The sequence below is a fragment of the Neobacillus niacini genome, from assembly GCF_030817695.1.
GTDB lineage: Bacteria > Bacillota > Bacilli > Bacillales > Cytobacillaceae > Neobacillus > Neobacillus niacini_F.
On the sequence record NZ_JAUSZQ010000002.1, the window covers coordinates 892205 to 918748 of the forward strand.

A 26544-nucleotide genomic window follows, 5' to 3' on the forward strand; every position below is an offset into this window, starting at 1 on the left:
AAAAGTCCAAATGTAAGCGCTAATATTTTCAATTTTCAGGTTACTAATAAATGATTAATATTAGGTATGAGCTTATTATTAATCAGGGGGTTGTAAAAATGAAGAAAGCGTTTTCTGTTTTTCTTGTTTCACTGCTGGCCATTGGATTGTTGGCAGGTTGTAACTCCAAAGACACTGCTTCTGGCAGCAGTGATGGTAAAGAAGGAAAAAAGGTAGAATTAAAAGTTTTTATTGGACAACCACGATTTAAAGAGCAATATGAAACCTATTTGGACCAGTTTGTGAAAAAGGAAAAGGAAGAAAAGAACATTGATGTCACCATCAAGCTGGAATTACCAAACGTTAACCAAGCATCACAGCTATTAAAAACAAGACTTGCCTCTGGAGATAGTCCTGACGTATTCAGTCTACATGCAGTCAATGACATCCCGCTATTTCATAAAGCTGGATATTTAGAAGATCTATCAAATGAGCCATTTGCGGATAAACTTTATGACACGGTTAAGCCTGCTGTTACCACTACGGATGGAAAAGTGGTTGCTGTTCCTTTGGAAACACTTCAGTGGGGATATTTATACAACAAGAAGATTTTTAATGACTTAGGTTTAGAAATTCCACAAACGATATCTGAAATGAAAGAAACGGTTGAAGTATTAAAACAAAATAATATCACACCATTTTTGTTAACGTATAAGGATGCCTATATCCCGCAATTATTCTTACCATTAACGGTAGGTGGAACGATTGGTACGGAAGCACCTGACTTTATAAAGAGTATGAATGAGGGTAAAAGTTCATTTGAAGAAATCAAAGACATGTTTGCCATTATGGATTTAACAAACGAAAACGGTACAGACCGCGCATTTGAAAATGGCCAAGACCAAGGTGCATCTGATTTTGCCAATGGTAAAGCAGCGATGTGGGTACAAGGGCCATGGATGGCGGAATCGATTTTAAAAGCGAATAAGGACTTTGAATTTGGGGTAGCACCACTGCCGATTAACGACAATCCAGAAGCTACTTTGCTGAATCTTAGTACTTCAACATCTCTTGCTGTGTCCAAAATGAGTAAGAATAAAGAAGTTGCCAAGGATTTTATCAATTATGTTCTAGATGAACAAGATTCAAGTGCATTTTATGAAAGCCTAGGATTTAATGCGGTTTCTGATGTTCATACGTTTAAACCATTCCCATGGTTAACAGAATCAACGGAATATGTATCACAAGGAAAAGCGGTGCAAGATCCAGCTATCCCTATCGCTGTTAAGGATGAGTCGCAAAAATTGTTCCAGAGTTATTTTGCAGGTGATGCTTCTAAGGATGAAGTCATCAAAGGATTAGACCGTGCCTGGGAGCAATTCAATAAGAATAATAAGTAAAACGGAATCATTATTAGCCAACGATAAAGGCAGCTTTCAAGCTGTCTTTATCATTATCAAAAAACATCCTTAAGCGAGGTGTAGGGGAAATGTCACAGCTAGGTAAACAAAGCAGTGAAATGGTAATCAAACAGGTGCCGAATAAAGTGAAATCGAAAGCAACTCTCAGCACGAAGAATCAAAAAGCTACGCTTAGCTTGATTTTATTTGTTCTACCAGCATTTATCTTTTATTTTGTGTTCTTACTCATACCAATGGTTGGGGCAGGATTTTACAGTTTCACTGATTGGAATGCGTTATCTCAAACTTATAGTTTTGTAGGCTTTAGTAACTATATTGAAGCATTCAAAGATGATCCTGATTTTCGTCATTCGTTTTTCTTTACGTTAAAATATACGGCTTTCATGTTTGTTTTTCAAAATGTGATTGCGCTGCTCCTTGCTTTATTTATTGAAACGCGGGTAAGGACGAAGGGGTTTTTCCGAACTCTCTTCTTTATGCCGAATATGTTAAGCCTCATTATTAGTGCGTTAATGTTTTCGTTTATTTTTTCAAATGTCCTTCCTGAACTTTCGCAGAAAGCGATGTTACACTTTCTCGATCAACCATGGATTGGTGATGCAAGATTTTCATTCTACTCCATTCTCATTGTTTCATTATGGCACGGAATCGGTTATATGATGGTCATTTATATGGCCGCACTTCAAGGAGTTCCGTCACATCTGAAAGAAGCAGCGATGATTGACGGGGCTAATCCTTTCCAACGACTGATTCACATAACGATCCCGATGATCATGCATGCGATCACGATTTGTGCCTTCTTGACTCTAAATGGTGCTTTTAAAGTGTTTGATGTGGTATATGCACTAACAGCAGGTGGACCAGGAAGATCGACACAGGTTATGGCGCTGAATATTTATGAAGAAGCCTTTTCCAATAATTTTCGGTATGGTTATGCCAATGCCAAGGCTATGATTCTCTTTTTCATCGTATTAGTCATTACGTTAATTCAAACAAGAATGTTGAAAAAGAAGGAGGTGGAAGCATAATGAAAAGAATGTTTGGGGTTATGACTACACTCATCCTGGCTATTTTTGCGGCCATTTCGTTTTTCCCCATCTATATGGCTGTTATTAATTCTTTTAAAACCCAAGGGGAAATTTTCGATTCTGTTTTGAATTTGCCGACTACCTTACATTTTGAGAATTACACCGGAGTATTTGAGCAGCTTGACTTATTTCATAGCGCTGGAAATACCGTGATTGTTACGGTGATTGGATTAGCCGGGATCGTGCTTTGTGGATCGCTGGCAGGATATAAGCTGGCTAGAACTCCAGGTAAACTAAGTAATTTTATCTTTACATTGTTTTTAGCTTCAATGCTTGTTCCTTTCCATTCGATCATGATTACCTTGACCAAAGTGGCTAAGGGTATGCACGTTCAGGGATCCTTATGGGGGTTGGGGTTAATTTATATCGGGCTTGGCGTTAACATGGCGATCTTTTTATACCACGGCTTCGTGAAAACAATCCCAAAGGAGCTTGAGGAAGCAGCCAGGATTGATGGATGTAATGATTTTCAAATCTTTACGAAAATCATTTTTCCACTCTTGAAGCCAATCACGGCGACCATCCTGATTTTAGATCTTTTATGGCTATGGAATGACTTCTTACTTCCGTTGATCATGCTAACGGATGTCAATAATTATACTCTTATGTTATCGGTAAATATGTTATTTGGGCAGTACAATAGTGATTGGCCGAAAATCCTTTCTGGTCTTATTGTCACCGCCCTGCCAGTGGTAGTCTTCTATGCAATCTTCCAAAAATACATCCTTAAAGGAATTGCAGATGGAGCGATTAAATAATTTTTATAGACTAGTTATTTAGAAGGAGTATAGGTTATGAAGAAATTGTTATATGGGGTGGCGTATTACGATGAATACATGCCTTATGATCGATTAGAAACAGATATCCAGATGATGAAAGATGCAGGAATTAATGTCGTTCGTATTGCAGAGTCCACATGGAGTACCCACGAGCCACAAAACGGCGTTTTCGATTTTTCATCCGTAGATCGTGTATTAGAGGCGATGAATAAAGCGGGAATGAAAGTCATTGTGGGAACACCCACTTATGCCATTCCTACTTGGATGGTGAAAGAACATCCCGATGTTTTGGCCATTACCCCAAGGGGACCGGGAAAGTATGGAGCCCGTCAGATTATGGACATTACGAATCCTACCTATCTTTTTTATGCGGAAAGAATCATTCGAAAATTGATTGATCGTGTAAAAAATCATCCTGCTGTTATTGGCTATCAGACAGATAATGAAACCAAGCATTATGACACATCAGGACCTAATGTCCAGTTATTATTTGTAAAATACATGAAAAAAAAGTTTAAAACGCTTGATGCTGTAAATAAGAAGTTTGGTCTTGATTACTGGAGTAATCGCATTAATAGTTGGGAAGACTTCCCTTCTGTTGTTGGGACGATTAATGGCAGCTTGGGGTCAGAGTTTGCTAGGTTTCAACGGCAGCTTGTTACCGATTTTCTAGCGTGGCAGGTTTCGATTGTAAATGAATACAAGCGCAGTGACCAGTTTGTGATGCAGAACTTTGATTTTGAATGGAGAGGTTATTCCTTCGGGATTCAACCAAGGGTGAATCATTTTGAAGCATCGAAGGCTTTTGATGTGACCGGAGTGGATATCTATCATCCATCCCAAGACGATTTAACCGGAATTGAGATTTCCTTTGGCGGTGACGTTGCCCGTTCAACAAAGGGGACGAATTATCTTGTGGTCGAAACAGAGGCGCAAGCTTTTACAAATTGGACGCCATACCCAGGTCAACTTAGGCTGCAAGCATTCTCTCATCTCGCTTCAGGAGCGAATATGGTAGCCTACTGGCACTGGCATTCTATCCACAATTCGTTTGAAACCTATTGGAAAGGGCTACTAAGCCACGATTTTGAACCGAATCCCGTTTACCATGAAGCGAAAACGATTGGCAGTGATTTTGAAAGACTGTCTCCACATCTCGTTAATCTTAAGAAAAATAATAAAGTTGCGATACTCGTTAGCAATGAGTCTTTAAGCGCAATTGATTGGTTTAAATTCAATAGTAAAAGTTCTAAAAGCTACAATGATATCGTTCGAATGATGTATGACGAACTTTATAAAATGAATATTGAGTGCGATTTTGTGAATCCAGCGAGTGAAAACTTTGAAGACTATCAGATGTTGATTGTCCCTGCCTTGTATACGGCACCTGATGGCTTACTAGAACGTTTAAACGAATTTGTGTTAAACGGCGGACATATTGTTTACACCTTTAAGAGTGGATTTACGGATGAACATGTAAAAGTAAGAACCACCCATCAGCCTGGGATTATTAATCAAGCATGCGGTGTTTATTACAGTATGTTTGTAGAACCGAAAAATGTTTCGTTAAAAGATGATCCTTTCCAGGTGGGACCTGAAAATAATACGGTTGATACCTGGATGGAACTTCTTACTCCAACAACAGCGGAGGTTCTCGCTTATTATGACCACACGCATTGGGGGAAATATGCAGCAATCACGGAAAACCGGTACGGCAAGGGTACGGCAACCTACATCGGTTGTATACCAAGCCAAGCGATTATGAAAGAAGTACTACGGCATGCGGTGAAAAAAGCCAATTTATGGGGCATTAATCAGGAACTTTCCTTCCCGCTAATTATCAAGGAAGGGATAAATCAAGACGGAAAGCTGCTTCATTATTACTTTAATTATTCCGAGGACCAACATTCCTTTACTTATCCTCATCAGCAGGGAAGGGAATTGCTAACGGAAAGTAAGGCAGAGACCGGCCAAACCTTAGATATTGAACCTTGGGGCGTAGTTATTATAGAAGAGTCATAGATTACTGATGTTAATAAAAGGTTCTGTTGTGATTCACATCGGGACCTTTTATTATATGTCAATTTTGGAGGGATACTGATGGAGAAAAAATTAATTCAATGGGTGTCAACAACAAAGGAAGCTTATTGGAACCAGCAAGAGGTTGTTGAAACGGTGGCTGGTCCTGCCAATTTGTCTTTGACTAATCAAACCGGGCGGATTATTGACGGTTTTGGCGGATGTTTTAATGAACTTGGTTTTACTGCATTAGAAAACTTGCCAGAAGAAGAAAGAAGCAAGGTCTATGATGAACTTTTTTCACCTGATGGTGCGTGTAAATTCACTATTTGCAGGCTGCCGATTGGGGCAAGCGATTATGCCTTGGAATGGTATAGTCATAATGAGGTAGATGGTGATTATCATATGGAGCATTTTAACATTGATCGTGACCGTACCTATTTAATTCCCTACATAAAAGAAGCGTTGAAGCGAAATCCAGATATGAAACTATTTGCTTCTCCATGGAGTCCTCCCACTTGGATGAAGTTCCCTAAAGCTTATAATTATGGAAAGCTTCGGTGGGAAAAAGAAATACTAGAGGCATATGCGTTATACTTTGTAAAGTTTATAGAGGCTTATGAACAAGAAGGTATCAAGATTCACCAAATTCATGTGCAAAATGAGGTGGTTGCCGACCAAAAATTCCCTTCTTGTGTATGGTCCGGAGAAGAACTTCAAGAATTTATCCGCGATTATTTAGGACCAGCCTTTGAAAAACATAATATCGATACGGAGATTTGGCTTGGAACGATCAATGGAATTGTGAACGAGCTTTTTCAAAAATCAGCTTCTGATTACGATCAGATGGCGAATGTCGTTCTCAGTGACCCTGAAGCGAAAAAACACATTAAAGGTGTCGGCTATCAGTGGGCAGGGAAATATACCATCCAACAAACGGTACAAAGCTATCCAGAACTACGTTACATGCAGACAGAAAATGAATGTGGAGACGGTGAAAACACATGGGATTATGCTCAATACGTCTTTAACTTGTTCCGCCATTACTTTGTGAATGGTGCCAATGCCTATGTTTATTGGAATATGGTCTTAGAACCGTTTGGCCTTAGTACATGGGGATGGAAACAAAATTCGATGATTACAGTCGATCCTGAAACGAGAGAAAGTATTTATAATCCTGAGTATTATGTGATGAAACATTTTTCTCATTTTGTCCATTCCAATGCAGTAAGGATCGAAACCACAGGAGCATGGACTGGTAATAGCGTGGCATTTCAAAATCCGAATGGTTCTAGAGTAGTAGTGCTAGCTAATCCGTTTAAAGACCAACGAGAACTCTTGCTATCAAATAATCATGAAACCTATCGTGTTACACTCGAGCCTGAGTCTTTCAACACATTTATCTTGGATATATGATTTTAACCATTGCAAAAAAACAGCACCAGAATGAGGATTCTCTTGAAGTGTCCAGCCTTGGAATTTAGTCGTAATAAATTTAATAGAGTAGGAGAAAAATTATGTATTTAGTCATCGATATTGGAGGAACATTTGCGAAATATGCATTAATGGACGGAGAAGGCCATATATCAGCAAAAGGAAAACGTCCAACCCCAAGAACCAATTTAACGGAATTTGAACAAGTGATTTTCTCTATTATTGATCAACATGATTTATCCAATGTTAAAGGTATTGCTATCAGTTGTCCAGGTACAATAGATGTTGATACAGGAATGATTTACTACGGCGGTTCACTTCCATTTTTACACAACGTGAATTTACCTAAGATTATTGAAGATAAATATGGGAAAAAGGTGTGTATTGAAAATGATGGGAAATGTGCCGCCTTAGCTGAATTATGGCTTGGAAGTGTGAAGGAGGCAAAGGACTCTGTTGTCCTTGTTCTTGGAAGCGGTGTCGGAGGGGGCATTATCATTGACAAAAAACTTCACCGCGGAGTAAATCTCTCTGCTGGGGAAGTCAGCTTCGTGATGGACCAACTGGACATCAAAACAAAAGAGGCAACCTTTTTTGGTTTAGACGGGTCTGCAGTGAAAATGGTCCGTCGCATTGCTGAACTCAAGAATCTCGATGATTTGAATGATGGAGAAAAGGTATTTGACTATATTAACCAAAGCGACGAGGAAGCTAATGCGATCTTTAATGAATATTGTCTTTACGTAGCTTCGCAAATCTTGAATTTACAATATATTTTAGACCCAAATGTTTTTGCGATTGGCGGCGGAATCAGTGCACAGCCCATTTTACTCGAACGCATTCAATGGGCCATTGCCGAAATCAAAAAAGCTAACCCACAGCATATGGCAAATCCCAAAGTCGTAGCATGCCAATTCCAAAACGATGCCAACCTATATGGAGCACTTTATCACTTCTTGAGCCAAAGCCATTGAACACCTTGGGGACGGTTCTCATGGCTTTTTTGGCCAGCTTTACCCATTATGAAACCGTGAGAACCGTCCCTATGGTAGCGAATTTTTTCGACAAGTTCCTCTCTTGAAAACAAGCAAAATCCCTTATAATAAAGGGTACATTCGCTATTTAATCAAGCGTTTGATTAGTGAAATTGTAGTTAACTAATCGATTGATTAGAATTGCATAAAGTGATGTTAATACTGTATTTGCTCCTGTTTAGCAGGAAGAAAATTGTCGATAATCATAACGGGTACAATTTACTTTGAATTAATCTTTAAAGGACTGATAATGGAGATGGATAAACGAGATCTTGTCCAATATTTTATTGTAAATCAAGATTTAAAAATGTCGACGGGTAAAACAGCTGCACAAGTGGCTCATGCTGCAACTCTAAGTACTGTTAACCTGATGTCTTCGCAATCATCTTTTCATGAAAGGCATGATGATTTTGTAGAATGGATACAGAATGGAATGAAGAAAGTTATTTTAAAGGGTAAGCAAGCTGAGCTTGAAAAGTTAGAACAAAGAGGATTTTTCAGTATTCGTGACAGTGGTTTAACCGAAATTAAATCAGGTTCTTTGACTGTTATTGCACTTCCGCCTATGGTGAAATCTGAAGCGAAAGAAATGGTCGGGCACTTAACTCTTCTTAAAAACTAACACCTTTTCTTTTGGGGACGGTTTCCAAGGCTTTTTATGGTCAGATTTGCCCATTATGAAACCTCGAGAACCGTCCCTGTGGTACTCCTCTGGATTAATATTTGTCCTTCTAGTAGTATGGTAATATGCGTTATTGACAACCAGATATAGGAGGAGAAGAGTTGTATAAATTAATTGCAATCGATATTGATGGAACGCTGATGAATGACCGAAAAGAAATTACAAAAGAGGTAAATGACGCCATTCAGGCTGCTAAGGCTAAGGGAGTAAGGGTGGTTATCTGTACGGGGAGGCCGATCGTTGGTGTCCAATCGATTATCGAGGAATTGAAATTAAACGATGAAGATGACTATGTGATTACCTTTAATGGTGCGCTTGTGCAAAATACTTTCAACAAGCATGTAGAATCACAAATCACTTTAACCTATGACAACTTAAAAGAAATATATGAATTAAGCCAAAAGCTCCATTCACCGCTTCAATTTTTTGATACCGAAAATCTTTATACACCGAGTCGAGAAATCAACCGGTACACCGTTCATGAAGCCCATATCAATCAAATTCCTATCCATTATCGGCCAATTGATGAGGTACCAGTGGACATGCTGATTCCGAAAGTGATGTTTATTGATGAACCGGAGCGTTTAAATCAAAACATCGCAAACATACCTGAATCATTCTGGGAAAAGTATACGTTTGTTAAAAGTACTCCGTTCTTCTTAGAAATCCTTGACCCGCGTGTCAGCAAAGGAAATGCAGTCAAACAACTGGCCGAAAAACTTGGGATTAAACAGGAAGAGGTCATTTGCATCGGGGATGGCGAAAATGATCTTAGTATGATTGAATATGCGGGCTGTGGAGTGGCAATGGCTAATGCAGAATCCGTCGTCAAAGAAGCGGCCCAGTTCCATACATTGTCTAATAATGAAAATGGAGTGGCTTATGCGATTGAAAAATTAGTACTAAACAACTAAATAAAATGCGATGGAATGGTCTATGGCAGCTGCAGTCACGTTATCTATAGAATGAGGGAACGATCGTTGTGTAATCGTGCCCGTGCGGTGACGTTTTTATTGAGAAAGGTAACAATTATCGGTTAATCGTTACCGTGGAGTGACGTTATTAACAAAAGAGGGAACGAATAGAAGCTATTCATGCCCATTCAGACAGGTATGAAGAGAAAATGGTTACGAATAACGCCTCTAATCAAGCGACCTTTTTTATATGAAAGGGGAATCACAAACACATTTGATTCCCTCTTCTTAGAATGTTTACCACTTAAGGTCACCAAATAACCTTTTTATTCACCTGTCACGAAAACTCCTTTACTATTTCATGAAGTTTTTCAGGGTTTAAAAATGGTGATATAGATTTTTCAGTCTGAAGGGTAAGAGCAGCACCTGCAAGTCCTAATTGGCAAGCATTAAAAAGCGATTCTTCGTTCATGATTCCATATATTGCACATGAGGCAAATGCCTCACCAGCTCCTGTGTCATCAACCACATCCGTTTTGAAAGGAGGCAGCAGACCAAATTCCTCATCAGAGAAATAATAAGCCCCCTGGTCCCCCAGTGTAATAATCACGTTTTGAACCCCACGCTGTCTAATTTTTTCACAGGCTGATTGACAATCCTCGATAGAGTCAATTTTTATGTTAGCAAGTATTTCTGCTTCTTCCCGGTTAGGAACAAGCAGTTCTACACCGTCAAGGCGAAAAGGAAGTTTTCCTGCCTTGACAGGAGATACAGGGTCAATGTAAATAGGGATGTTTACATCGCTGCAGCGTTTAATTATATAACTGATACAATCCTTTGGGATATTTGTATCCAAAAAAACCGCGGATGAGGCAATGATATAGGACCATTTTTCCTCAAACATGGAAGTTGTAATTTTTTCGTATATATTCATATCAGCCATAGAGACAATACTTTGACCGTTAATATCCAGAAGAGTAGTAAAGGTCCCTGTTCGTTCTGTTGGTAACACCCATACTTGACTAATATCAACGCCTTGGCTTTTCGTTTCCTTCAATAACCAGTGACCTTCTTTATCATCTCCGATACAAGTCATAAGAGAAGTGCTAAGCCCGAGTCGACTTAAATTTTCGGCAAAGTTGCGTGCTACACCGCCACAAGATTCAGTAATTTTTACTGGATTAGATGAATATAAACGCACCTTTTGCTCTGTTCGCGCTTTTCTGTCTGTGTTTGCTCCTCCAATACACACGATCGCTGATTCTTCGCGAAGAATATAGCCACGTCCTTTGATTTCACCGCGTTTCGTCAGGTTAGCAATATAATTCGCAACCGCAGGTCGTGATAATCCAACCTTACTTGATAGTTCTTGCTGTGAAATGAAAGGATTCATTTTTATGTAATGTAAAATTTGACTCTCTTTATCCATGAAACAACCTCATTTCCCCTTAAACAATAGTTTAACAAATAAACAAATGTTTGTAAACGCTTAATTATGAATCCAATCTTGAATTCTTAGAATTCCATTATAACAAAAAAAATAGATTGCAAAAAAGTCAATCTGTGTTTTATAGTGGAGACTATGATTTTTTTATCAGAGGAAAATTGAAAAATCATACTAATTAATCATTATTGGAGGAAGTAGAATGATCAAGATGTATCTGTACCCTCTGCTGGTAATTATTGCGGCAAGTAGTTATGGTGTAGTTTCAACGATTATAAAACTAGCTATGCATAGTGGCTTTTCGGTCTCAGAAGCAGTCACAAGTCAATTTTTTATGGGTTTTTGCATTGCTGTAAGTATCTTCATTCTAACGAACAGAGCAAAATTTAGCTTAAAGGGGGTTAACATTCTTATCATTGCAGGCGTTTTAACAGGGTTAACCAATATTTTATATGGGCGCTCTTTGAACTATTTACCTGCTTCTTTGGCCGTTGTACTATTATTTCAATTTACTTGGATAGGGATGTTGATTTCTTGTTTATCAAAACGCCAACTTCCTAGTCGAGTTGATTTTATTTCTTTACTAATATTGGTTTCGGGAACCATACCAGCAGCTGGTCTGATTGATGTTGACATTTCTCAGATACCTTTTCAAGGGTGGTTATGGGGGTTAGCGGCGGCTCTTAGTTATTCTCTATTTTTATTTGTTAATGATCGGGTAACTACAAATATGAATACAACGAACCGATTAGTATTGGTTTCTTTCTTTGCGTTTATGATTTCTGCTGTTTTTCAATCTCCAGAAATTATATGGAATGGGACTTTGTTTAACGAAGGACTTTGGATTTATGGATTAGCTTTGGGGTTGTTTGGGCTGATTATTCCAGTATTCTTATTTACGATTGCAGTTCCAAAAGTTGGATTAGGTATGACATCCATATTGAGTGCGATAGAATTGCCAATCGCGGTGATGGTGTCAGTCATATTACTAAGTGAAACGGTGACTACAATGCAAATCGCAGGGATAGTAATCATTCTTCTCGGAATGGGGTTACCAACCATGCTAAATAGTAATAGGCTGTTGATTATTAATAAAGTTGCAAAACAAAAAGTGAAAAATAGAGCCTCATCCGGGAGAGTATAGCGGATGAGGTTTTTTTGCCGAGTCGGATAGGACTGTGGTTAGCTGTGGGTAATATCGTTTTGTTTGAAATAATATTAATTTTATAAAAATTCTATTGACAACCTAAATTGGAAGCGTACACTAAACATATGTTTAACAAATAAACTTTTGTTGTAAAGTGAGGTGTGAAAATGACAAGTGATATGAATGAGAAAGAAGAATTAATATTAGGCAAGATTAAGGAAAACCCATTTATTTCTCAACAGGAGTTATCAGAAGTTGCAGGGATTTCAAGATCGTCAATTGCTACTATTATTTCTGAACTAATTAAGAAAGAGTATGTTTTGGGCAAGGCTTACGTCTTGAATGAAACAAACCCTATTATTTGCATAGGGGGAGCTAACGTAGATAGAAAATTCTATGCAAAATATGAAATCACGAATGGAACGTCGAATCCAGTTAAATCCTCTAGCTCGGTTGGTGGAGTTGCAAGAAATATTGCTGAAAACTTAGGAAGATTAGGCGAGGAAGTGATACTAATTTCAGCAAGTGGTCAGGATTCAGCGTGGGAAGAGATTTACAATTTATCGTCACCTTTTATGAATTTAGAGCATGTCGCTCAATTTGAAAATTCATCAACAGGATCCTATACAGCGGTCTTAGATAAGAATGGTGATTTATCAATCGCGTTAGCAGACATGGATGTTTATGAAAAAATTACTCCTGAGTTGATGATAAAAAACAGTAACTTTCTTAGAAGAGCTAAATGTATCGTAGTGGATTTGAACTGTCCAAGCGAAACGATTGATTATATTTCTTCTTTCACATCTAAATATAATATTCCATTAGTCATTATCCCTGTTTCGTCTCCTAAGATGAACCGTCTTCCCAAAACGTTGAGTGCAGTGAATTGGCTCATTGTAAATAAAGATGAAACAGAAACGTTTATGAATATTAAAATCAATGATGAAAAAGAATGGAGAAACTCAGTAAAGAGCTGGTTAGAGCTAGGGGTTAAAAATGTGATTGTAACGAACGGATCAAAAGGTGTCATGGCAGGTGTGGAAAATGGTGAGATTCAACATTTTTCAGCTATCGAAACACCTATGGTTGTGGATGTTACAGGTGCAGGAGATGCATTTTGTTCAGGAGTAATTTATTCTTGGTTACAAAAAAAAGAAATAGATTTTATCATTAAATCAGGTTTGGTCAATGCGCATAAAACAATTATGTCGAACTATACAGTTAGACAAGAATTATCACAAAAACAATTTATGATTGATATGGAGGAACTAATAAAATGAAACAATATATTGAGTTATCACAAGAGGTACAACAAGCAAAAGCTGAAGGAAAAGCAATCGTTGCATTGGAATCTACGATTATCTCTCACGGTATGCCTTATCCTCAAAATGTAAAAATGGCTCGTGAAGTTGAACAAATTGTTCGCGAAAACGGTGCAGTCCCAGCAACAATTGCCATCATTGACGGCAAAATTAAAATTGGATTAACAGATAAAGAATTAGAGTTATTTGGTAAAAGCCCGGATGTTGCGAAAGTATCAAGACGTGACTTAGCACACATTGTAGCAACAAAAAGACTAGGTGCTACGACTGTTGCAACCACAATGATCTGTGCTGATTTAGCTGACATTAAAATCTTTGTAACTGGCGGTATTGGCGGCGTTCATAAAGGTGCTGAAACAACAATGGATATTTCAGCTGACCTTGATGAGTTAGCGCAAACGGATGTAGCTGTAGTATGTGCTGGTGCAAAATCGATTCTAGATTTAGCTCTAACACTAGAATATCTTGAAACAAAAGGGGTTCCTGTGATTGGATTTGAGACAGAAGTCCTGCCAGCATTCTACACAAGAAAAAGTGAACATAAATTGAATATCTCTACTGATTCCATCGACGAAATTGCTGAAACATTAAAAACGAAATGGGAATTAAACCTTAAGGGTGGAGTAGTAATCGCGAATCCGATTCCTGAAGAACATGCAATGGACGAAGAATATATCAATGGAATTATCGACCAAGCAATCAAAGAAGCTGAAGAAAATCATATTATCGGTAAAGATAGTACACCATTCCTGCTAGGGAAAATTAAAGAATTAACTGACGGGAAAAGCCTTGAAGCCAACATTGAATTAGTAAAACATAATGCTAAAGTTGGAACCCAACTTGCAGTTAGTTTCAACAATAAAACAAAGTAATACCTATTTGATCTCGAATGCATAGAGATAAACTCAACTTCTATAAAGTTAAAGATGGAGATTATTTACAATAATCAATACAACTATAGCTTTATAGAAGTTGTTTTTTAATATAAGTGAAAGCGTTGCCACATAAAGGGAGAGACGGTATATGAGGTTTATTTTCTTACTAATAGGAATTATGCTTGTGTTTGTTATTGGTTTTTTAGTTAGTAATGATCGAAAACAAATAAATTATAAACGTATTTTGATCATGTTAGCTGTGCAAATTTTCTTAGTTTACTTCATGATGCACACCAGTATAGGTCTAATTGTTATTACCAAAGTGGGCGTGTTTTTTGAAAAATTAATGAAGATTGCTGATTCCGGAATTCAATTTGTATTTGGCGGTATGTTGAATGAAGGCGAATTTTCATTTTTCCTTGGCGTGTTATTACCGCTAGTTTTCATATCCGTTTTAATAGGAATACTTAATTATATAAAAGTTTTACCAGTCATAATCAAATATTTAGGGTTAATGCTAAGTAAAATAACTGGAATGGGTAAACTAGAAAGCTATTTTGCTATATCTACAGCTGCCCTTGGACAACCAGAAGTGTTTTTAACGATTATGAAGCAAATTCCGCTTCTATCACCAAAAAGACTTTACACAATTTGTACTTCAGCAATGAGTGCAATAAGTATGGCGATGGTTGGGTCCTATATGACAATGTTAGAGCCAAAATTTGTTGTAACAGCTGTTGTATTGAATATTTTTAGCGCACTTATCGTTGCTAATATTATTAACCCATATGATTTAGACGATGATGAAGATCTAGTTCAAATAGAAAAAAAAGATAGAGTTCCTTTCTTTCAAATGGTTGGAGAAAGTGTAATGGATGGATTTAAAATTGTTATTATTGTTGCAGCTATGTTGTTGGGGTTTATTTCCTTGATGGAATTGATTAATGTAATTTTTCTAGGGGTATTTCAGGTTTCTTTCCAAACCGTTATTGGTTATGTCTTTGCACCAATCGCTTTCTTAATGGGTGTTCCATGGGCAGAAGCTGTACAAGCAGGTGGAATTATGGCTACTAAACTTATAACAAATGAATTTGTGGCGATGTTGAATTTTGGTGAAATTTCAAACCAATTTTCCGATAAAACCATTGCCATTGTATCCGTTTATTTAGTTAGCTTTGCAAATTTTGGAACTGTGGGTATTGTTGCAGGTTCAATCAAGTCAATCAGTGAAAAACAAGGAAGCTATGTTGCAAAATTTTCTATGAAACTATTATTAGGTGCGACATTAGCATCTGTCATTTCAGGAACAATTATGGGTATTTTCATGTAATTTTTACACTTAGATACTATACGGTGAACCTTACTATAAATAGAGGTACAAAAAATGGAGCCAGTATTAAAACTTAGCTCCATTTCATGGAAAAAAGGTAAGGGATATATTCTATTTGTGCAGATATTCCCTATGTTGTAACCATTTTGGCACTAGTCATATATGCCATACGAAAGCAAAGAAAACAAGATTCTTTCAGTGCGGTGACGACAAAATAATAAATTAGGAGGGATTTTCAATGAAAGAAAATAAGAAACGTAAAATTATTCTAGATTGTGACCCGGGACATGACGATGCAATAGCCATTCTACTCGCAGCAGGTAATCCAACCATCGAATTAGTCGGCATTACAACGGTTGCGGGGAACGCTGAAGTTGAAAAAACAACGAATAATGCGCTAAAGGTTTGTGAGATTGCTGGTATTTATGATATTCCGGTACTAAAAGGAAGCGGTCAGCCACTCGTTAGAAAACGAGAAACAGCGCCCGATATTCATGGGGATTCCGGTATGGACGGCCCGGTACTGCCGGAGCCTACGAGGACTGTCGAAGAGGAACATGCGGTTGACTTTATTATCCGAAAACTGATGGAATCAGATGGGGATATTACACTTGTTCCTACTGGCCCGCTAACCAATATTGCGATGGCAATGAGGCGTGAACCTGCTATTTTATCCAAAATCAAAGAAATCGTCATCATGGGTGGAGGTACGTTTGGCAACTGGACTCCAGCAGCTGAATTCAATATTTATGTGGATGCGGAGGCTGCGAAGGTTGTTTATGAGAGTGGAGTGCCTATTACGATGATGGGTCTTGACCTAACTCATCAAGCTTTAGCAACGGAAGAGGTTTCTGAACGCATTGCTGCGATTGAAAACCCTGCTGCAAAGTTTGTCAGTGACTTACTCGTGTTTTTCCGAAAAACCTATTTAGAAGTGTTTGGATTCGAACATCCACCTGTACATGACGTCTGTTGTGTAGCGTATTGTATAGATCCTTCTGTTGTAGAGGCGAAAAAATTGCGGGTGGATGTGGAGACAAAAGGGGAACTAACTTACGGCATGACATTAGTAGATGTACATGGTGTAACCGGGCTTGAACCAAATGTAAATGTAGCAATGAAGCTGGATCATGCTAAGTTTTGGGATATGGTAATCGAGGCACTTAATAGCTATACAAAAGTATATTCCGAAAAATAATTTTAACTGTTGAATGGAGTGATTAGATTTGAAGCCAATTATATTTGATGTTGATACTGGGATTGATGATGCTTTAGCGATGTCTTACTCATTAAACTCTCCAGAACTAGAGGTGCTTGGTTTTACGACCTGCTTCGGCAACGTATCAGTAGCGGAAGCGACGCGTAATACACTTGCAGTGTTAGAAAAAGTAGGGAAGCGGATTCCTGTTTACCAAGGAGCCGATCAAACATTCATGCGCGGGGAAAAAGATCACTGGGCAAAACATGTACATGGAGAGGATGGGTTAGGAAATACCTTGAACAACGATCCCATTGCTCAAGCGGAAAGTCAATTTGCACCAGAGTTTATTATCGAGCAGGTAAAAAATCGCCCGCATGAAATAACCATCATTGCAGTTGGTCCGCTGACTAACCTTGCTTTGGCAGTGAAAAGAGCACCGGAAATAATCCCGCTTGTTAAAGAGGTTGTTGTGATGGGTGGTGCTGTAACAGTACCAGGGAATGTGAATGCCTTTGCTGAAGCAAATATCATCTCTGATCCCGAAGCAGCCGAATATGTTTTCTCTTCAGGTTTACAGGTTACCATTGTAGGACTTGATGTCACCATGAAAACATTATTGCCACTATCGAAGCTCGATGAGTGGCGTGCTACCGGAAAGGATACAGCTCATTTTTTTGCAGACATGACCGAGTTTTATATCGGATATTATGAATCTTTTTATCCAGGAATTGGCGGCTGTGCTCTTCATGACCCACTCGCAGTGGGTGTTGCGATTGATTCAAGTTTTGTGGTGACAGAAACGATGAACGTCAAGGTTGTCACAGAGGGAGAAGAGGTTGGGAGAACAGTCGGTTATGTTGAAGGTAAGCCAAAGATTCGCGTCTGTAAAGAAGTAGAAGCAGATCGATTTTTAGAACATTTTCTAAGCAGAGTAATATGATTGAAATGGAAAAAAGTCTGCCTATAATAGCTAGAGGCAGACTTTTTTTCTAAGGAGACAATTAAATGTTAAAAAAACTAGCAAATAGAGTGTATTATATGCCTCATTATTCAGAAACTGATCGTCCCTCATTAGGTTTAATTTGTGGAGATACCTTTAGCGTAATCGTGGATTCAGGGAATTCCCCAGCACATGCAAGGGATTTTCTCAACCTCGTGCAAAAAATGGATATACCGCCGGTGAAGTTTGTTGTCATTACACATTGGCATTGGGATCATATTTTTGGTATGAAAACAATGGGCTTTTTAACGATTAGTCATGAGGGAACAAAGAAGAAATTGGAATATTTGAGAACGTTAAAATGGGATGATGCTTCATTAGATGCAAGAGTTGAGACGGGTGAAGAAATTGAGTTTTGCAGTGTTATGATAAAACGTGAAATGCCTGCCCGGAATCATTTGGAGTTAAAGGTACCGGAGATAACATTTAACCATACGATTGAATTGGATCTGGGTGGCGTGACTTGTATTGTTGAACATGTGGGAGGCGTCCATGCACAGGATTCTTCCATTATTTATATCCCTAATGAAAAGGTAATGTTTCTAGGAGATTGTATTTATCAAGACTTTTATAGCGGTGACTGGAGCTATAACTTGAACGAACTCGTTGTCTTATTAGAAAAAATAAAAAAATATGATGTGAATTGCTATGTAACCGGTCATCAAGATCCAAAAACGCATGAAGAAATGTGGGCATTCTTTGATGATCTAACTACTATAGGGGAAATCGTGGGTAATGAGGTTTCTCTTGATAAAGCTGTCACCAGATTTATTGAGATACGAAAGACAAACCCAAGTGATGAGCAGCTTGAGTATATCCAAAATTTTGTAAGTGGAAATCATAAGAAAAGGAGAAATTGAATTATAGAGGTTACCATCCTTATCTAATCCTATGTAATGGGAGAGTTTGAATTAAGTCTTATTAAAAATGGTGAAGACGCTAAAACTGTTAAAACCAAATGGTGTCCGAGGAACTTGAGGTAGATTCGGAGCAAACGAAAAATAAACGGAAAAAGTCCGGCTAAATTGGGAAATACCCATATTTCCTTAAAAATAAGGGAGGTTTTTCCGTTTATATTCTCCAAAACTTTGGATTTTGTCTTATTTAAAGCAGTTAATCGGAAAATCTCCGCTTATATCAGTTTCTAAGCTTCTCCTATATACATTAGGAGGAAATTCTCCGCCTATGAATTCTTATACCTATACAAAAATTGATAGGGAGAGGGCGGAAATGTTTTGAGTAAAATTCGTCGGCGCAATCCGAAGAATTAGCAATTAAAAGCAAAAATAGCAAGGGTATAAACCCTTGCTAATTAATCTCTCTAGCCTTACAAATTGCCTCTAAACTGTAAATTCTTGTTATGTCTAAGGTTGTTGCACTAAACGGACCAGCATATGAGCCAGTTTATGCTGTTCTTCCTCGGTCCCCACGTTCCAAAGTTCCTGCAATAAACGCTCCTCGGTATTCTTAGGAGGCTCTTTATGGGCAAGGTAATCGGCTACTTTCTGAGCCGAGTTGGCTAATTGCTCTTCATCCATACCAAGTTTCTTTCCTAAATTAACTTTTCCACTAAGATATTCCCTGAAATCATCAAAACTTGTTAACGAATCTCCGTTTTTGTATACCTGGTTTTCTATTGTTTTCTCATCTAACTGTTTGTCCATAAATATCCACTCCTTTAGTTGTACATCATTTTTTCATGTGCTTGCCCTATACATTCCCTGAGTATTTATATATAAAACCTTATAAAAATAATTCTTTATAATAGTTCCTCGGACAAATTTATCCCGATAGCTAAACTGTTCGCCCCCTACTTGTATAAAAAAGTTGAGGAGGATTTCAGCCAATTGGTCAAGGGTCACGCTATCGATTTGTATATGAAGTGTTTGGTAAAAGCAGCATTAGAATAGATAGAAAAAAAGCCGGAATGATTATGTTCCGGCTTTTAACTGTTGCTACAATTTTAAATTAGAATTCGGCTTTTTTACTATGTTTTAATTAATTTCATTCCAAAAGTTAAAATCTCATAGCTATTTTTAAGAATAAATCCATAATTCTTTTTATGGTCGATGATGATATCGCCATCTAAACGGTTAATCACCAATGGGTCGATTAGGATTGTAATTTCATCGACTTTAAAAATCTCATCATTATTTATCTGCTCAACCTGAGCAAGTTCGTACATATACGTGGCACCTCAACCAGTCGTTCGGATTTCATTAAGCTTAATGGTGGGCTCTTCTCCCAGTACATTTATAAGCTGCTGCTTTGCGTCTATCGTTATAGTAACCTTCATTATATCACCTCCATTTATTTATACCCTTCCTGACCAAATTCAATCGAGAAAATTTAACAAGGCTCAATTCATTTTAATATAAAAAACAGTAGGTTTGAATTAACTGCCTACTACTTTGTATGTTCTATTATAATGGGGACGGTTCTTGTGGGTTACACTGAACATATAAAAAACCATGAGAACCGTCCCAGTTGATAAAACAATTTTTGAAATATTTTAGTTTAGTTCAATGTAGATGTGGGTAATTAAAAAGTAGATTAGAAACTTCCTTTTAATGCGCGAATTTAAACTAGTATTTTTTAGTAGTCGTTTTGGAGTGGATAGATTTTCCAGGATTGTAACCTTTGAACTATTTTTTAGAAAATATGGAACATTTGCAATTATAAAATGTTTTAATAGGTATAGGATCATTTTGGGGGGTAATGAAAAGATGAAGCATGGTTTAATTTTGATAACTTTATTAATGTTAATGACTGCATGTTCTTCTGAAGATGTTTCTCAAAGGAAGATTTATACTACCAAAGATTTATCTCCACAAACTATCACCTTGGAAGAAACCGAAACGATTACTGAAAAAGAAGTGAATGAGAGCAATCAAGAAATTCAACTAATAAACAGTGAACATAATGACAGCGTTGACACGCAAAGTTCCCTTTTAAATTCATCTCAGACAGTAGAAGAAAAGGAAGATGAAATTGAAATCCAATCACAGGAACCTACGGAATCTCTAGTGGAGGAGAAGGGAGAAACACCTGCTGAGGATTCTATTATAATCGGTGGTACGGAATATATTAATTTAATGCATGAAGAAAAATTTCAGGATTGGATAAGTGTTGCGGAGAAATATGGGGCAATTCTATATGCTATTCCATATTCTGATGTTTTTGCTATTGTGAAGGATGGGGAGGTGCTCGTCAGTATGAGTACTGGGGTTGCAAGTGCTTCGCCAAACCATATCGATATTCTATGTGAATTGATGTCAGATAAGGGAGAAGCTGCAGGTATCATAATAGAGGGTATCAAACATGTGGCTCACACGGGAGAAAGTATTCAATTGGCAGGTCCGCAAGAATTTGGCGATGATTTTTCAATCGTAAAGCAGGATGAATGGATTGTCGTTTCATGGTAGCAAGAAGTGAGAGGATTTCTAGTTGTTTAGAAACCTCTCTTTTTTTAGTTAAATAGTCAAAAAAAGTTTTTTAATTGGATCAAGGTAACGTTCATATCCTAATCATCAAAAAACCACTGAGAATAAAACTCAGTGGTTCTGCCAGTTACTTACTAGAATTATCATTGAACAAGAAGTTATAAATATTGGCTTCGCCTGCTCCGTATAGCGGATCTACTCCAACTTTTCCAAAGTCATTGGCACTTTGTCTGATGGCAGCTGCTACTTGAGCTGGAGTATACTCAGGGTGTGCGGCTTTAATGACACCAGCAACTCCAGCTACTTTCGGCGCTGCCATGGAAGTACCATGCAAATAAGAGTACCCATGCCATTGCCCGTCGCTAAACTGCGTTGTAGCATTACTTCCCCCACCTACTGGATAACTAGGATAAGTAGATAATGTACGATAGGTGAAATCACGTCTGTCTAAATAGTTACCTGCTGGATTTTGACGATACAAGCCATCATAAACTGGACCATTATCTCCGCCAGGGCCTGCCACATCTATCGCATTCCCGTAATTTGAGTAGAATGCAATATTGTTTTCTGACCATTGATTAGATGAAGAAACCGTAATAACCCCAGGAATTTGTGCTGGAACTACACGGGATGGCCCCTTAATGTCTATGCCGTAAGTAGCCTTCCAATAGGCTTGCATATCATGTAAATTGTTTAGGTCTTTTGAGTCGTTCCCAGAAGATACGACCACTGTCACTCCTTTTTGAATTGCGTATTGAACGGCACGGTGATAAGCAACCATAGAAGCGGAATCCCCTTTCTCTTCTAGGTTATAAGCCATCCAGCGCCAGCCGCCAATGGACATATTTATAACTTCAACGCCGTCATTTGCAGCTGCTACAATGGCATCGGTAATCCATGATTGCTGTGCTCCTCCAGTTGCGCCAAAAACACGGTAAGCTCTGACAGTTAAATCCGGACCAACACCCTTTACCTTTCCATTCGCAGCTATCGACCCAGCAACATGTGTGCCGTGGCCATTTTGGTCCCAAGAATCTTTAGTTCCTGGAACAAATGTTTTTGATCCATCCTCATCTGCATTTGCCGCTAAATCTGGATGGCTAAAGTCAATACCGGTATCAATTACGGCAACAACCGTATCTTCATTTCCGTCATTTAATTTATAAGATTCCCCATTGTTAGTAAGACGCTGCATGTCCCATTGTTTATCCCAATAGCTAGCTTCGTTTGGATCTAAAGTAACCTTCGCACCATTAGGAGTTCCTCCGTTAAAATTAACTTTGGTATCTGGATCTGTTTCTAAGTAAGCTTCAAGTTCTCTTCCTGCTGATTGTACGTTTGAATCTTTTTTTACATTAGTAAGGAAGGTAGGGTTCGCAGATGCAACTTCTACAATGCCAATTTCTTCTATGATTCGTTCTACTTTCCCGCCTGATTTTTCAATTCTCTCAGAGAAATTGGATGGAAGTTTCCCCTTATAGGCTACAACATAATGCTCCAGTTCCGATGAAGCCTTTGTTTTGTTCGGTAGAACCCCAACCAGTAGTGAAAATGAAAGAGCAGAACAAATAGAAAGTACAGCTAGTTTCTTCTTCATTTAAATCCTCCCTTTATATCTAATTTTTTACGTGAGACACGTAGAATTAGATTTTATTACAAGCCCTTAAATATATTTGTCGAAGTATAAGTGGGAGGAATAGGAATATTCCGACAAAAAACAATGCTGGACCCTGTAAATACCCGTCCAGTCACTTTTGGATTTTTCTCAAAAGGTTGATAGATTGGTAAGATACTAATCTATAAAAAGCGCCTTCCTATTAATGTTCCGATAAGCCGCAAAAAAAGTGAAGAATTACATCTCCACTTAAACTGTGATATTCATTCCAGTAAAGTTTAGTATGGGCTTTACATGTTATGGATTCGTTGACCAAAGACCAGCCGTTTTTAGGACAACTCTTGGGTGTAGTTTTAAACCAGAGACAATCAGGTCTGCTAAATCTTCCGGATGCATTACTTTTTCTGGATCTCCAGTAATTAGATTTGTATCATAGGCTAAGTCCGTTGCTACTGTGCTTGGTGTTAATGCTGTTACGCGGATATTATGTTTTCGAACCTCTAGCATGAGTGATTCTGTTAGCCCCAGAACAGCGAATTTGGATGCACTATATGCACTTGTAACCGGAGCTCCTTTTTGCCCTGCCGACGAAGATATGTTGACAATATCACCAGATTTCCGTTCGATCATTCCCGGTAAGACAGCTCTCGTAACATTGTAGACACCCATTACGTTAACACTTATAATGTTTTCCCACTCTTCGGGGTTAAATCTAAAAAGCCGCCAAATTTCGCTATACCTGCGTTGTTTATTAAAATATCAATAGACTCTAGGTCTGATTGTATATGCTCTACAGCATGCTGAACGGAAGTTAAGTCTGATACATCAGCTGCTGCGGCAGAAACGTTGACATCATAAGAAGCCAGCTCATCTGCTACTTTTTCCAAATTAGACATGTTTAAGCCGATTAATCCAAGATTTACGCCTTCTTTCGCTAAAGCAATGGCTGTAGCTCGGCCAATTCCTCTTCCTGCTCCAGTAATGATTGCATTTTTACCTTTTAAAGAAATCATCCATACACTCCCTAAGTTGAATAAGATAGTCTAACACATGTATTCTCTCCAAATTTTTCAAAATAATTTCACCATTAAAAAGCTTATAGGGACGGTTCTCGTGGTCTGCACTAACCATAAAAAACCATGAGAACCATCCCTGTTGGTCGTGAATAGAAATGCAAGAAATAGCGTATAAATTAACAGGTATGATACTATTTTCAAGTATGAAGGTTAATACATATTGATTGTCAAAGGAGAATATAGGATGAATTTTGTTACGCTAAATAATGGTTTAAAGATGCCGCAGCTGGGCTTTGGTGTTTGGCAGGTTCCAGACGAACAAGCGACAGAGGCGGTTGAAATCGCACTTAAAGTTGGTTATACCTCAATTGATACAGCGATGATTTATAAGAATGAAAAAGGCGTGGGAAGGGCGATCGCTGAATCCTCCGTTCCTCGTGAAGAGTTGTTTATTACCACCAAGGTTTGGAATTCTGACCAAGGCTATGAAAAAACTTTACGTGCATTTGAGGAAAGCCTGGACAGATTAGGACTTGATTATGTTGATTTATATTTGATACACTGGCCAACTCCTAATTTTGACCAGTATGTTGACACCTATAAGGCATTAGAAAAGCTTTATCATGATGGCCGGGTGAAGGCGATTGGGGTTTGTAACTTTGAAATTGAACACTTAGAGCGCATTTTAAAAGAGTGTGAAGTCGTACCTGTATTGAACCAGATTGAGTGTCATCCTTACCTAGCTCAAAATGAGATTAAAGAATTTTGTGCAAAGCATAATATCTTTGTAGAAGCTTGGAGTCCTCTTGAACAAGGAGGAGAGGTGCTGCGAGACGAAGTGGTTCAAAAGATAGCTTCTGCACACAGCAAAACTCCAGCACAAGTAGTGTTACGTTGGCATTTACAAAATAACACCATCGTCATTCCGAAATCTGTAACACCATCAAGAATCGAAGAAAACTTTAACGTATTTGATTTCGAACTTACCGCAAATGAAATGGACCAAATAAATAAACTTAATCGCAATCGACGCAGAGGCCCACAGCCAAACGACATGCATGTTCGATAAAATCCTTCTTTAAACCAATGCAAAAAACCGCGAAGACCATCAAGTGATGGTCTTCGTTTGTTTTATCTCCTAGCTTTTCATTAAATATTCATCCTCTAGTAGATAAAAAAATCCATGAAATTTTGGCTAATATGCAATAGTTATAAAAAATGCTCAGTCAATCTGAGCATTTTTTTTGAATATATCTTCATAGATAGGAATTTTGAAACTTGTCTAAAAAACGGAACAAGAGTTTTTTGTTGAATTCGTTTCGATTGACGAAGTGTTTTTCCTTATGCTAAGTTTTATGAATGCATAAACTTTTAATAATCCATTCATTATAAAATCGCCAGTCAGCCGTTACCGCATAAATCGGCAGGGTTTAAAATGAACCAAAAGTAGACGCTCACAGTGAATAGAAAGGACAGAAATAGTGAATAAATTAACAGGTACGAAACGATTGCAACTAGCTTTACTCTTAGGGTCACTTTCATTATTAGGTCCTTTTACCATTGATACATATTTACCTTCTTTTCCTACCATCGTAAAGGAATACAACACAACTGCTTCTTTAGTACAAATTAGCTTAACGACTTGCTTATTAGGTTTGGGATTAGGACAATTGATTATTGGACCCATGAGTGATGTTCAAGGCCGCCTCAAGCCGTTGCGAATTTTCCTCATTATGTATTTGGTCGCTTCTGTAATATGTGCGTTTTCACCCAATATTTACACATTTATCGTGGCACGCTTCATGCAAGGTTTTGCAGCAGCAGGCGGGCTCGTTATCTCAAGAGCGATTGTTCGCGATGTGTACAGTGGAAGGGAACTCACCAAGTTCTTCGCCTTATTGATGTTAGTGGGAAACCTCGGGCCGATCGTGGCACCGATTGCCGGTGGGATGATACTCGCATTTACAAATTGGTCAGGTGTTTTTCTTGTTTTGGCTTGCATAGGGCTGGTATTGGTTCTCATCGTTTCATGGAAACTGAAAGAAACATTACCAAAGGAAAACCGTGTCCCAAGTGATATTACACAAATTTTGAATAATTTTGGCTCTTTGTTAAAAGATCGCCAGTTCACGGGATATGCCCTTAGTCAAGGCTTCATGGTTGCAGGAATATTCGCTTATGTTTCGGGTATTTCGTTTGTCTATCAGAATATCTATGGAGTAACTCCCCAAGTGTTCAGTCTATTGTTCGGTGTGAATGGTATTGCACTTATTGTCGGAACGCAAGTAGTTGGCCGCTTTGCAGGTATTCTATCAGAGAAAACGTTCTTAAAGATCGGGTTATTGGTTGCGAACGTTTCAGGTTTTGCTTTACTGGTAGCTTTTCTAGTCAAAGCACCACTGATTGCGGTTGCGATCCCCATCTTCTTTTTTGTCGCTTCAATCGGTATCACGGGTACCACTTCGTTTGTATTAGCAATGGAGACACAAGGACATATTGCGGGAAGTGCTTCTGCACTATTAGGGCTCCTTCCCTTTGTACTTGGCTCATTAACGGCGCCACTCGTAGGGATTGCCGGAGAATATTCAGCCATTCCAATGGGGATAATTATGTTTTCAGCTAGCTTATTGGCGGTCTTATCATACTATGGATTAGTTGGAAAACCTTCTATACGGATTCCGGCTACAAAGTAATTAGTTCGATTTGATTTTGAACGAACGACGATGAAACGAATCGTATTCGATGCGCAGGCCCTCAGCCAAACGACATGCATGTTAGATAAAATCATTCTTTAAACCAAT

22 protein-coding genes and 1 pseudogene are annotated in these 26544 nt (G+C 38.3%); 18 read left to right on the plus strand and 5 right to left on the minus strand.

Going from position 1 to position 26544, the window contains the following annotated elements:
- Positions 1-98 precede the first annotated feature (98 nt).
- The 8 genes from QFZ28_RS04630 to yidA all read left to right on the plus strand — a co-directional run bounded on the left by QFZ28_RS04630 (position 99) and on the right by yidA (position 9350).
- On the plus strand, positions 99-1379 hold the full coding sequence (locus tag QFZ28_RS04630) for an ABC transporter substrate-binding protein (protein ID WP_307193569.1): 1281 nt from the start codon (positions 99-101) through the stop codon (positions 1377-1379).
- A 119-nt stretch (positions 1380-1498) separates the two neighbouring features.
- Complete coding sequence (locus tag QFZ28_RS04635) at positions 1499-2428, plus strand: carbohydrate ABC transporter permease (protein ID WP_373428115.1); 930 nt, start codon at positions 1499-1501, stop codon at positions 2426-2428.
- On the plus strand, positions 2428-3246 hold the full coding sequence (locus QFZ28_RS04640) for a carbohydrate ABC transporter permease (RefSeq protein WP_307193571.1): 819 nt from the start codon (positions 2428-2430) through the stop codon (positions 3244-3246). The genes QFZ28_RS04635 and QFZ28_RS04640 overlap by 1 nt, the downstream gene beginning before the upstream one ends.
- A gap of 36 nt (positions 3247-3282) precedes the next feature.
- Positions 3283-5289, plus strand: coding sequence for a beta-galactosidase (locus tag QFZ28_RS04645; protein ID WP_307193572.1), 2007 nt, complete (start codon positions 3283-3285; stop codon positions 5287-5289).
- A 78-nt stretch (positions 5290-5367) separates the two neighbouring features.
- Entirely contained in the window at positions 5368-6702 is a 1335-nt protein-coding gene (locus QFZ28_RS04650; RefSeq protein ID WP_307193573.1) for a glycoside hydrolase family 30 protein, read from the plus strand.
- Between the two features lie 101 nt (positions 6703-6803).
- Complete coding sequence (locus QFZ28_RS04655) at positions 6804-7694, plus strand: ROK family protein (protein ID WP_307193574.1); 891 nt, start codon at positions 6804-6806, stop codon at positions 7692-7694.
- Positions 7695-7947: 253 nt separating this feature from the next.
- Entirely contained in the window at positions 7948-8376 is a 429-nt protein-coding gene (locus QFZ28_RS04660) for an aminoacyl-tRNA hydrolase (RefSeq protein WP_307193575.1), read from the plus strand.
- Positions 8377-8537: 161 nt separating this feature from the next.
- On the plus strand, positions 8538-9350 hold the full coding sequence (gene yidA / locus QFZ28_RS04665) for a sugar-phosphatase (protein WP_307193576.1): 813 nt from the start codon (positions 8538-8540) through the stop codon (positions 9348-9350).
- 337 nt (positions 9351-9687) lie between these two features.
- Here the strand turns inward: yidA and QFZ28_RS04670 are convergent, their stop codons facing one another.
- The gene (locus QFZ28_RS04670; RefSeq protein WP_307193577.1) at positions 9688-10779 is read right to left on the minus strand and encodes a carbohydrate kinase family protein; all 1092 of its coding nucleotides are present in this window, start codon (positions 10777-10779) and stop codon (positions 9688-9690) included.
- A gap of 226 nt (positions 10780-11005) precedes the next feature.
- Between QFZ28_RS04670 and QFZ28_RS04675 the strand changes: the two genes are divergently transcribed.
- From QFZ28_RS04675 to QFZ28_RS04705, 7 genes are all read left to right on the plus strand, one after another.
- Positions 11006-11938: an EamA family transporter gene (locus QFZ28_RS04675; RefSeq protein WP_307196948.1), complete on the plus strand. Its 933-nt coding sequence runs from the start codon at positions 11006-11008 to the stop codon at positions 11936-11938.
- A 182-nt stretch (positions 11939-12120) separates the two neighbouring features.
- Positions 12121-13221: a carbohydrate kinase gene (locus QFZ28_RS04680; protein ID WP_373428116.1), complete on the plus strand. Its 1101-nt coding sequence runs from the start codon at positions 12121-12123 to the stop codon at positions 13219-13221.
- Positions 13218-14135, plus strand: coding sequence for a pseudouridine-5'-phosphate glycosidase (locus QFZ28_RS04685; RefSeq protein ID WP_307193579.1), 918 nt, complete (start codon positions 13218-13220; stop codon positions 14133-14135). The genes QFZ28_RS04680 and QFZ28_RS04685 overlap by 4 nt, the downstream gene beginning before the upstream one ends.
- Positions 14136-14286: 151 nt before the next feature.
- Entirely contained in the window at positions 14287-15468 is a 1182-nt protein-coding gene (locus tag QFZ28_RS04690; protein WP_307193580.1) for a NupC/NupG family nucleoside CNT transporter, read from the plus strand.
- Positions 15469-15706: 238 nt separating this feature from the next.
- Positions 15707-16666, plus strand: coding sequence for a nucleoside hydrolase (locus QFZ28_RS04695; protein WP_307193581.1), 960 nt, complete (start codon positions 15707-15709; stop codon positions 16664-16666).
- A gap of 28 nt (positions 16667-16694) precedes the next feature.
- Positions 16695-17609, plus strand: coding sequence for a nucleoside hydrolase (locus tag QFZ28_RS04700; protein ID WP_307193582.1), 915 nt, complete (start codon positions 16695-16697; stop codon positions 17607-17609).
- A gap of 65 nt (positions 17610-17674) precedes the next feature.
- Complete coding sequence (locus QFZ28_RS04705; protein ID WP_307193583.1) at positions 17675-18529, plus strand: MBL fold metallo-hydrolase; 855 nt, start codon at positions 17675-17677, stop codon at positions 18527-18529.
- Positions 18530-19033: 504 nt separating this feature from the next.
- Here the strand turns inward: QFZ28_RS04705 and QFZ28_RS04710 are convergent.
- Entirely contained in the window at positions 19034-19333 is a 300-nt protein-coding gene (locus QFZ28_RS04710) for a DUF3243 domain-containing protein (RefSeq protein ID WP_307193584.1), read from the minus strand.
- 323 nt (positions 19334-19656) lie between these two features.
- Complete coding sequence (locus QFZ28_RS04715; protein WP_307193585.1) at positions 19657-19854, minus strand: hypothetical protein; 198 nt, start codon at positions 19852-19854, stop codon at positions 19657-19659.
- A 541-nt stretch (positions 19855-20395) separates the two neighbouring features.
- On the opposite strand from QFZ28_RS04715, the gene QFZ28_RS04720 reads away from it, so the two are divergent.
- Positions 20396-21094, plus strand: a complete 699-nt coding sequence (locus tag QFZ28_RS04720) for a hypothetical protein (RefSeq protein WP_307193586.1) — start codon at positions 20396-20398, stop codon at positions 21092-21094.
- Between the two features lie 145 nt (positions 21095-21239).
- On the opposite strand, the gene QFZ28_RS04725 is transcribed toward QFZ28_RS04720, so the two are convergent.
- Both QFZ28_RS04725 and QFZ28_RS04730 read right to left on the minus strand, forming a co-directional pair.
- Positions 21240-22709, minus strand: a complete 1470-nt coding sequence (locus tag QFZ28_RS04725; RefSeq protein ID WP_307193587.1) for a S8 family serine peptidase — start codon at positions 22707-22709, stop codon at positions 21240-21242.
- Positions 22710-23024: 315 nt separating this feature from the next.
- Positions 23025-23740 (minus strand): annotated as a pseudogene (locus QFZ28_RS04730) (3-ketoacyl-ACP reductase).
- A 247-nt stretch (positions 23741-23987) separates the two neighbouring features.
- On the opposite strand from QFZ28_RS04730, the gene QFZ28_RS04735 reads away from it, so the two are divergent.
- Both QFZ28_RS04735 and QFZ28_RS04740 read left to right on the plus strand, forming a co-directional pair.
- Positions 23988-24812 carry an aldo/keto reductase gene (locus QFZ28_RS04735; RefSeq protein WP_307193588.1) on the plus strand — a complete coding sequence of 275 codons (825 nt, stop codon included), beginning with the start codon at positions 23988-23990 and terminating at the stop codon, positions 24810-24812.
- A 412-nt stretch (positions 24813-25224) separates the two neighbouring features.
- The gene (locus QFZ28_RS04740; RefSeq protein WP_307193589.1) at positions 25225-26436 is read left to right on the plus strand and encodes a multidrug effflux MFS transporter; all 1212 of its coding nucleotides are present in this window, start codon (positions 25225-25227) and stop codon (positions 26434-26436) included.
- The last annotated feature ends 108 nt before the right edge of the window (positions 26437-26544 follow it).